Genomic DNA, 317 nt, shown 5'->3' on the forward strand with positions numbered 1-317 from the left:
TATACAACTACTCAACATATACAGGTGACTATGACTATGTAAGAGACTATGGTCTTGATGTCCTAGTTGGTATCAGTAGATTCTGGGCTGATAGGGTCCACTACAACAAGAAAAAAGACGTCTATATGATCCATGGGGTTACAGGTCCAAATGAATATGAAAACAATATAAACAACAACTGGTACACAAATACTTTGGCAGCATGGACACTTGAATTTACTAGTTCAATGCTTAAAAAGTACGAAAATAGAAAAGAAGACCTAGCTGTGACAGCTGATGAGTTAGACAAGTGGAAAGACATCATAGACAAGATGTAC

General features: G+C 36.9%; 1 pseudogene. It reads left to right on the top strand.

Annotation, left to right across the window (positions count from 1 at the left end):
• Positions 1-317, top strand: a pseudogene (locus NE547_RS18120) (glycoside hydrolase family 65 protein); the annotation flags it as partial.

Origin of the sequence: Flavonifractor sp. DFI.6.63 (genome assembly GCF_024462255.1) — a bacterium.
In the GTDB taxonomy this organism is placed as follows: domain Bacteria; phylum Bacillota; class Clostridia; order Oscillospirales; family Oscillospiraceae; genus Lawsonibacter_A; species Lawsonibacter_A hominis.